Source organism: Corynebacterium sp. (assembly GCF_012838985.1).
In the GTDB taxonomy this organism is placed as follows: Bacteria; Actinomycetota; Actinomycetes; order Mycobacteriales; family Mycobacteriaceae; genus Corynebacterium.
In genome coordinates, this window is sequence record NZ_DUOE01000200.1 from 1 (window position 1) to 7,918 (window position 7,918).

At 69.7% G+C, this 7,918-nt stretch carries 9 protein-coding genes; 4 read left to right on the forward strand and 5 right to left on the reverse strand.

Annotation, left to right across the window (positions count from 1 at the left end; genetic code table 11):
• Positions 1-246 (forward strand): hypothetical protein (locus GXZ33_RS11340; RefSeq protein ID WP_291341179.1); only part of this gene is annotated, 246 nt, incomplete at its 5' end.
• Between the two features lie 33 nt (positions 247-279).
• Complete coding sequence (locus GXZ33_RS11345; protein ID WP_291341181.1) at positions 280-687, forward strand: hypothetical protein; 408 nt, start codon at positions 280-282, stop codon at positions 685-687.
• A gap of 15 nt (positions 688-702) precedes the next feature.
• Here GXZ33_RS11345 and GXZ33_RS11350 read toward each other — a convergent pair whose 3' ends face one another.
• From GXZ33_RS11350 to GXZ33_RS11360, 3 genes are read right to left on the reverse strand one after another with little or no spacing between them, the layout of a single operon-like run.
• A complete protein-coding gene (locus GXZ33_RS11350) occupies positions 703-933 on the reverse strand; it encodes a hypothetical protein (protein WP_291341183.1) in 231 nt (76 codons plus the stop codon).
• Positions 933-1,580: a response regulator transcription factor gene (locus GXZ33_RS11355; RefSeq protein WP_291341192.1), complete on the reverse strand. Its 648-nt coding sequence runs from the start codon at positions 1,578-1,580 to the stop codon at positions 933-935. The genes GXZ33_RS11350 and GXZ33_RS11355 overlap by 1 nt, the downstream gene beginning before the upstream one ends.
• 17 nt (positions 1,581-1,597) lie before the next feature.
• Entirely contained in the window at positions 1,598-2,794 is a 1,197-nt protein-coding gene (locus GXZ33_RS11360) for an ATP-binding protein (RefSeq protein WP_291341185.1), read from the reverse strand.
• A 112-nt stretch (positions 2,795-2,906) separates the two neighbouring features.
• Between GXZ33_RS11360 and GXZ33_RS11365 the strand changes: the two genes are divergently transcribed.
• Positions 2,907-3,980 (forward strand): PspC domain-containing protein, encoded by a 1,074-nt coding sequence (locus tag GXZ33_RS11365; protein WP_291341186.1) that lies wholly within the window; start codon positions 2,907-2,909, stop codon positions 3,978-3,980.
• 79 nt (positions 3,981-4,059) lie between these two features.
• On the opposite strand, the gene guaA is transcribed toward GXZ33_RS11365, so the two are convergent.
• A complete protein-coding gene (gene guaA / locus GXZ33_RS11370) occupies positions 4,060-5,622 on the reverse strand; it encodes a glutamine-hydrolyzing GMP synthase (protein WP_291341187.1) in 1,563 nt (520 codons plus the stop codon).
• Between the two features lie 108 nt (positions 5,623-5,730).
• Here guaA and GXZ33_RS11375 point away from each other — a divergent pair, with 108 nt between their 5' ends.
• Positions 5,731-6,606 (forward strand): EamA family transporter, encoded by an 876-nt coding sequence (locus GXZ33_RS11375; RefSeq protein WP_291341188.1) that lies wholly within the window; start codon positions 5,731-5,733, stop codon positions 6,604-6,606.
• 63 nt (positions 6,607-6,669) lie between these two features.
• On the opposite strand, the gene GXZ33_RS11380 is transcribed toward GXZ33_RS11375, so the two are convergent.
• The gene (locus tag GXZ33_RS11380) at positions 6,670-7,821 is read right to left on the reverse strand and encodes a GuaB3 family IMP dehydrogenase-related protein (protein WP_291341190.1); all 1,152 of its coding nucleotides are present in this window, start codon (positions 7,819-7,821) and stop codon (positions 6,670-6,672) included.
• Positions 7,822-7,918: the final 97 nt, after the last annotated feature.

Here is a 7,918-nt window from a genome sequence, read left to right on the forward strand (position 1 = left end):
AACGCCTGGGACGACACCGGGTCAGGCTACCGCCAGCCCGAATACGGGCAGGAGGACGAGTGGTCCCACTGGTGCGACGCGCACGAGGCCCGCTTCCACTTCGGTGGCACCGCCTTCCCCATCCAGGCCGTCCCGGAGGGGCTGGGACCCCGTTACCTGGAGATCGAGGAGTTCGGTCCCCTCAACTTCGGGCGCGGTAACGCCCAGATCGACCTGGAGAACGATGTCTTCGACTGGGCCTGCTGATAGCCTCCGCCCCGGCTGCTAGCGTTGACCTCCATGTACTCCGACATCCGCTCGCGACACACCCCCATCCCGACCCCGCTGCTCGTCCGGGTGGGCACCTCCCTGCTCATCGCCCTCGGAGTGGCGGCACTGTCGACGGACCTGGCCCGCGGTATCCAGGTCGGCGTCATGGTGGGCGCGATCGCCGCGGGCCTGCTCCTGCTGTTCGGCCACCCCTACCGCCGGGAGATCAAGGACTTCCTCGAGGAGCGCAACGCCGTGATCAAGCCGCAGCTCGGCCAGGTCATGCCGCTGTTCCTCGTGTGGCTGGCGCTCATGGTCGTGCCGGTGTTCGCGCCGCTGCCGATCTGGGGCACCGTGCTCGTCGGCCTGGCCGTGTTCGGCTGGATGTACCTGGTGTTCCCGCACGTCGACGGCACCCGGGCGCTGGCGTACGCCTGACTCTCCCCGGGCCGGCTACAGCTGGTCCTCCACCTCCCGCGCCCGGCGGCCCATCTCGTTGAGTCTGAGGTTCGCCCAGTTGTAGAAGGCGTGCATGAGCGCGAACACCACGGAGATGAGGAAGAACGCCGGCAGCCACCAGTTCCAGGCGAGGTCCGCCTGCCAGGAGAGGATGGCGGTGAAGATCGCCGCGGCGACCAGCACCCGGCCCAGGTTGAACTCGTAGGTCTTCGGCCCGCGTGCCATCAGTCGAGGTCCCGGGAGTGTGCCCAACGGGTCAGCGCGTGGCGGTTGGACTGCTGGGTCTTGCGGAGGATGTTGGAGGCGTGGGTCTCCACCGTCTTGACGGAGATGAACAGCTCCTGCCCGATCTCCCGGTACGTGTACCCGCGGGCCAGCAGGCGCAGCACCTCCAGTTCGCGGCGGGTGAGGGCGTCCACCACCGGGTCCTCGATCTTCTTCGGCTCCTCCGGCTCGTCCTCGACGATCTCCCCACCGGCGAAGGCGTCGAGCACGAAGCCGGCCAGGCGCGGGGAGAAGTAGGCGTCCCCGGAGTGGACACGCTCGATGGCCTCGGCGAGTTCGGGACCGGAGATGTTCTTGGTCACGTACCCGCGGGCTCCCGCGCGAATGAGGGAGATGACGTCCTCGGCGGCGTCGGAGACGCTCAGCGCGAGGAAGACGGTGTCCACGGAGACGCCGCGGAGGACGGCGAGGCCGCCGCCGTCGGGCATGTGGACGTCGAGAAGCACGACGTCGGGACGTACGGCGTCGATGCCGGCGACGGCCTCGGCGACGGTCCCGGCGTCGCCGACGATGTCCACCTTCCCCGCGAGCTCGGCGCGGACGCCGGAGCGGAAGACCGAGTGGTCGTCGACGAGGAACACCTTCACCATGCCTGTCATGGGGCTCAGGATACCGGCAGTCGGTAGGTCACGGAGACCTCGGTGCCCTCCCCCGGCGTCGAACGGATACGGGCGGTGCCTCCGATGCGGGCCATGCGTCCCTCGATGGAGTCGCGGATGCCGTGGCGGTCCGCCGGGATGTCCGCCGGATCGAAGCCGGCGCCCCGGTCACGGACGAAGATGCTCAGCTCACCGGCGAGGATCTCGGCGTAGACGTCGAGCTTCTCGACACCCGCGTGCTTCGCCGCATTCACCATCGCCTCCCGCGCCGCGAGCACCACCGCCTGGGTCTCCTCCGTGAGGTCGATGTCCTCACCCACCGTCACCGGGGCGATGCGGATGCCGAAGAGGTCCTCGACCTCACCGCACGCCTTCTCCACGGCCGCGAACACCGACTGCATGGTCTTCTCCTCCGCGTCGAAGAGCCACTGCCGCAACTCCCGCTCCTGCCCGCGGGCGAGGCGGGTGACCTCCGCCGGATCCTCTGCCCGCTTCTGGATGAGCGCCAGGGTCTGCAGCACCGAATCATGCAGGCGGGAGGCGATCTCCGCGCGCTCCTCACTGGCCGCCTTCGCGGCACGCTCCTCCGCCAGCGAGTTCCACAGCCGCACGACCAGCGGGACACCCAGCGCCGCGACACCGGCCAGCGTGAGCATCACCCCGACCAGCGCCGCGGTGAAACCACCCACGTTGTCCGCGAAGAACACCGTCATCAGGACACCCGCGAGGACGAGGACCGCCCCACCGAAGATGGTGACGTAGCTGCGCCCCGACCCGAAACCGCGGTCATAGGCCTGCCACGCCAGCGTCGCACCCAGACCCGCCACGATGAGCGGCATGAGCACCGCCCCGGGCAGACCCGACACCAGTGCCACCGACGCCAGGAACCCGGCCACGCCCACCGCCGCCAGCATGAGGTACGCCAGCCGGGAGAACTGATGCCTGCCCGGGGGCGGCACCACCGTCTCGGAGGCCTTGGAGAACATCCACAGCCCCGCATAGGCTCCGACACCCAGGCCGGAGAGGAGCGCCCCGACGATGAACGCCAGGCGCACGTAGAACACGTCCACGCCCAGATGCTCGGCCAGACCTCCCGCCACACCGGCGATGACCCGCTGGGACCCGGCGCGGCGGTACGTCGGGTAGGGCGGGATCGCGGGGCGGTCGGCACCGTACGGGACCGGGGAGGCGGAGGTGTCCATGCCCGTGATTCTGTCAGAGCCTCCCGTCCGGCACATCGGGGCAGACCCTGAGAACCGGAAATCCGGGCGAATCCCGATACCGTCCGTCCCACCGTTCACAGACAATGAGGTCATGAGCACACAGACCTCCTTCACCGACACCCTCCGGGAGATGTGGGAGACCCGACCACCCCGTCTCCCCTCGGAACAGGGCGGCAACGCCAAGATCGCCGGTGTCTGTGAGGGCATCGGCGTCCGGTACCGGATCGACCCGACCATCGTGCGCGTGATGTTCGTCGTCGGTTTCTTCGTCGGCGGCGGCCTCCCCGCCTACCTCCTGGCCTGGATGACCATGCCCCGCTACGGCCTGGCGCTCTCCCCCGTGGAGGCCGTCATGCGCCGCAAGGAGGACCTGGGATCCCCGGAACTGAAGGAACGCAGCACCGGCTGGTGGCTGCTGATCTTCTTCGTGCTGACCTCCGGCCTGTTCACCGCCGGCGACGGACTCGGCTCGATCGGGCTGCTGGGCATCGGCCTGTTCCTCCTCGGCTGGTGGTTCCTCCACACCCGCCACCCGGAGCCCCCGGCGGGCCTGCTCGCCGACGCCCCCGCCCGCACCATGCCCGACCCCGTCGACCTGTCCATGTACACCCCCGCCGAGGGCACCGACACTCCCCCGGGGCGTGCCACCCCGCCCTCCTGGGACCCGCTCGGCGCGGCCCCCTTCGCGTGGGACCTGCCGGATCCGGCCCCTGCTCCGCAGCCCCCGCCCCGCAAGCCGCGGGTCTGGCCGTGGGTGGCACTCGGCGTCGTCGGTGTTCTCGGCGTGATGAGTGTCCTGGCCACGGTATTCGGGATCGGGGTCGTGGGTGACAGGTCCTACGGGAAGCAGGAGTACGCACCCACGAGCGAGGCTTCACTGCTGCTGACCTACGACGGCGGCATCGGGGACATGGTCGTCGACTTCCGTGGGCTGCCTGCACTCACCGAAGCCCACCACGTCCTCGTCGTCGGCGGCGTGGGCCCGGTCAACGTCCACCTCCCGACGCTCGTGCCGGTCCAGTTGTCCTGCGACTCCGGGCTGGGCGAGAGCGACTGCACCCCCGGTCTCTACAACCAGGAGTCCTCCGGGGAGACCCTGTACCTGACCGTGAGTGGCGGTATCGGCCCGGTGAAGGTGACGGTGCCGGAGGCGTCGAATCCCTGAGTCCGGGGTGACCGGGCGTCGACAAGAAAAAGCAGCGCCCCTGACAACCTGTCAGGGGCGCTGCCTCATGCGGGGAGGTCTACTCCCACTCGATGGTTCCCGGCGGCTTGGAGGTCACGTCGAGGACGACGCGGTTGACGTCCTTGACCTCGTTGGTGATGCGGGTGGAGATGCGCTCGAGCACCTCATAGGGGATGCGGACCCAGTCGGCGGTCATGGCGTCCTCGGAGGTGACCGGGCGCAGCACGATCGGGTGGCCGTAGGTGCGGCCGTCGCCCTGGACACCGACGGAGCGGACGTCCGCGAGCAGGACGACCGGGCACTGCCAGATCTGGTCGTCCAGACCCGCGGCGGTCAGCTCGGTGCGGGCGATGAGGTCGGCGGCGCGGAGGATCTCCAGGCGCTCCTCGGTGACCTCACCGATGATGCGGATACCCAGGCCCGGGCCCGGGAAGGGCTGGCGGTTGACGATCTCCTCCGGCAGACCCAGCTCGCGTCCCACTGCGCGGACCTCGTCCTTGAACAGCAGGCGCAGCGGCTCGACGAGCTCGAACTCGACGTCATCCGGCAGGCCACCGACATTGTGGTGGCTCTTGATGTTCGCGGTACCGGAACCGCCACCCGACTCGACGACGTCCGGGTAGAGGGTGCCCTGCACCAGGTAGTCGACCTGCTCGCCCTCGAGGACACCGGCGACGGCACGCTCGAAGGAACGGATGAACTCGGCGCCGATGGCCTTGCGCTTGGTCTCCGGCTCACTGATGCCGGCGAGCTTGTCCAGGAAGGCCTTGCGCTCGTCGACGGTGACCAGGCGGGCACCGGTGGCGGCGACGAAGTCGTTCTCCACCTGCTCGCGCTCACCGGAACGCAGCAGACCGTGGTCGACGAAGACACAGGTCAGACGGTCACCGATGGCCCGCTGCACCAGGGCGGCGGCCACGGCGGAGTCGACGCCACCGGACAGGCCGCAGATGGCGTGGCCCTCGGGGCCGATCTGCGCGGAGACCTCCTCGATGAGCTGCTGCGCGATGTTCGCCGCGGTCCAGGTCGGCTCGAGGCCGGCGATCTGGGTGAGGAAGCGGGTGAGCACCTGCTGGCCGTGCGGGGAGTGCAGGACCTCGGGGTGGTACTGCACACCGGCCATCTGCTTCTCGACGTTCTCGAACGCCGCGACCGGCGCACCGGCGGAGGAGGCGGTGACGGTGAAGCCCTCGGGGGCCTCGGTCACGGCGTCACCGTGGCTCATCCACACCTTGTGGGTGGCGTCGAGCTGATCGTGGAGCACGCCACCGTCGCCGACGACCTCGAGGTCGGTGCGGCCGTACTCACGGACACCGGTCTCGGAGACGGTGCCGCCGAGGGCGGCGGTCATCGCCTGGAAGCCGTAGCAGATGCCGAAGACGGGGACACCGAGCTCGAGGATCTGCGGATCCAGGCGCGGTGCCTCGTCGGAGTAGACGGAGGACGGGCCACCGGAGAGGACCAGCGCGGCCGGGTTCTTGGCCTTGATCTCCTCGACGGTGGCGGTGTGCGGGACAACCTCGGAGTAGACACGGGCCTCACGTACGCGCCGGGCGATGAGCTGGGCGTACTGTGCGCCGAAGTCCACGACGAGGACGGGGCGGGGGGATGCGGAAGTCACGGCTCCGATACTACTACGTGGTGCCCGAGGTCCCGACATGCTTCTCGACGACCACCTTTTCCCAGCCCAGCTATGGTGAAGGTCACTATGTTGAATCGGTCTGATCGTGTGTCCCCCGGTGCCGTGGGACTGGTCCTGGCCTCCTGTGCCTCCCTGCAGCTCGGCGGAGCGGTGGCCACCCACGTGTTCCCGCACGCCGGGCCGTGGGGCGTGACCACCATCCGTCTGCTCGCCGCGGGGCTGTTGCTGGTGCTCATCGCGCGGCCGGCGGTGCGGGCCTGGAGCCGTGAGCAGTGGCTGGCCGTGGGCCTGTTCGCCCTCACCCTGGCCGGCATGAACGGCTTCTACTACGCCGCCATCGCCCTCATCCCCCTGGCCCCTGCTGTGACCATCGAGTTCATCGGCCCCCTGCTGCTCGCGGCGATCCTGTCGCGCGGGGCACGGGAGTTCCTCTGGGTCGGCCTGGCCGCCGGCGGCCTGGCCCTGCTGGGCTGGGACTCCTGGACCGGGGAACCCCTCGACCTCTGGGGCGTGACCTGGGCCCTGGTCGCCGGCGTGTTCTGGATGGGCTACATCCTCATGTCGCGGCGCGTCGGTCAGATCGTGCCCGGCCAGGGCGGACTGGCGGTGGCCTTCCTCATCGCGGCAGCGGTGGTGGCCCCCTTCGGTGCGGGCGGGGTGGCGACCATCGTCGTCTCCCCCACCCTGCTCGGACTGGCCGTGCTCACCGCGGTACTCGCCTCGCTCATCCCCTACTCCTTCGAGCTGGTGGCGCTGCGTTCCCTGCCGCCGGCCGTGTTCGGCGTGCTGCTCGCCCTGGAGCCGGTGTTCGCGGCCCTCATCGGCTGGATCGTGCTCGGCCAGACGGCTTCCGTCGGGCTGCTCGTGGCGGTCGGGCTGGTGGTGGCGGCGTCGATGGGCACGACGCTCACGGCACGCCCCTCCCACCCGGACAAGGTGGAGAAGACCGGCCAGCCCGTCTGACCACACAGCCCGGCCGCCACTGACGTGGCGACCGGGCTGTTCTCTTTTCCGGGCGGGAGGCGACTAGCGCTTGACCGCCAGACCCACCTTCTGGAAGGACTTCAGGTCGGTGTAGCCGCACTTGGCCATCGCGCGGCGCAGGCCGCCGACGATGTTCTGGTTGCCGTAGGGCTCGGTGGACGGTCCGTGGAGGATCGTCTCCAGGCTCGGGGCCTCGGTGTTCTCCACGAGGTACTCCTGCGGTGCCTCGATCAGACCGCGCGGGAAGCGCGGGTGGGCGGCGACGGCCGGCCAGTAGGTGCCCTTGCCGGCGGCCTCGGCGGCCGGGGCCAGCGGGGTGCCGAGCATGACGGCGTCGGCGCCACAGGCGATGGCCTTGGCCACGTCACCGGAGGTGGAGATCTCCCCGTCGGCGATGATGTGGACGTAGCGGCCCCCGGTCTCGTCGAGGTACTCACGACGGGCGGCGGCGACGTCGGCGATGGCGGTGGCCATCGGGACCTCGATGCCGAGCGCGTACTCGTTGGTGTTGGTGCCGCCACCGACGATGACGCCGGCGGCACCGGTGCGCATGAGGTGCATGGCGGTGGTGTAGTCGGCGACGCCGCCGGCGATGACCGGCACCTCGAGGGAACCGATGAACTCCTTGAGGTTGAGCGGCTCACCACCGGTGGCGACGTGCTCCGCGGAGATCATCGTGCCCTGGATGATCAGGATCTCGGCGCCCGCCTGGATCACCATCGGGGCCAGCTCACGGGCCCGCTGCGGGCTGACGCGGACGGCGACGGTCGCGCCGGAGGCACGGACCTCGCCGATACGCTCGGCGAGCAGGTCTTCGTCGATCGGCGCGGAGTGCAGCTCCTGGAGCAGGGCGATGGCCTGCGCACCGGTGAAGTCCATGCTGTCGACGTCGGTGACGGTCTTGACGACGCGGGCCACGGCGGCCTCGAGATCCGCCTGCCGGCCCCACAGTCCCTCGGCGTTGATGACGCCGAGGCCGCCCTGCTTGTCCACCTCCATGACGAACTCCGGGCTGGCGAGGGCGTCGGTCGGGTGCGACATCACGGGGATGCCGAAGGTGTAGGCGTCGATGTGCCAGGTGGTGTCGACATCGCTGGAGGAGCGGGTGCGCCGCGACGGGACAATGGAGATGTCATCGAGGCTGTAGGTGCGGCGGGCCTCCCGGCCCACTCCGATCTCAACGTAGTCGCGCATGTGTCGTTCCCTTTCTTCTGCCCGGTGGCGGGCGGACATGACGGATCAACTCTACCGCACAACACGAAGGCCGGAGCCCCACCACGGTGGGTCTCCG

Excerpts from the sequence above, each read along its gene's own strand:
- GXZ33_RS11365 (WP_291341186.1), top strand. The coding sequence starts at position 2,907 with ATGAGCACACAGACCTCCTTCACCGACACCCTCCGGGAGATGTGGGAG.
- GXZ33_RS11350 (WP_291341183.1), bottom strand. The coding sequence starts at position 933 with ATGGCACGCGGGCCGAAGACCTACGAGTTCAACCTGGGCCGGGTGCTG.
- GXZ33_RS11345 (WP_291341181.1), top strand. The coding sequence starts at position 280 with ATGTACTCCGACATCCGCTCGCGACACACCCCCATCCCGACCCCGCTG.
- GXZ33_RS11380 (WP_291341190.1), bottom strand. The coding sequence starts at position 7,821 with ATGCGCGACTACGTTGAGATCGGAGTGGGCCGGGAGGCCCGCCGCACC.
- GXZ33_RS11360 (WP_291341185.1), bottom strand. The coding sequence starts at position 2,794 with ATGGACACCTCCGCCTCCCCGGTCCCGTACGGTGCCGACCGCCCCGCG.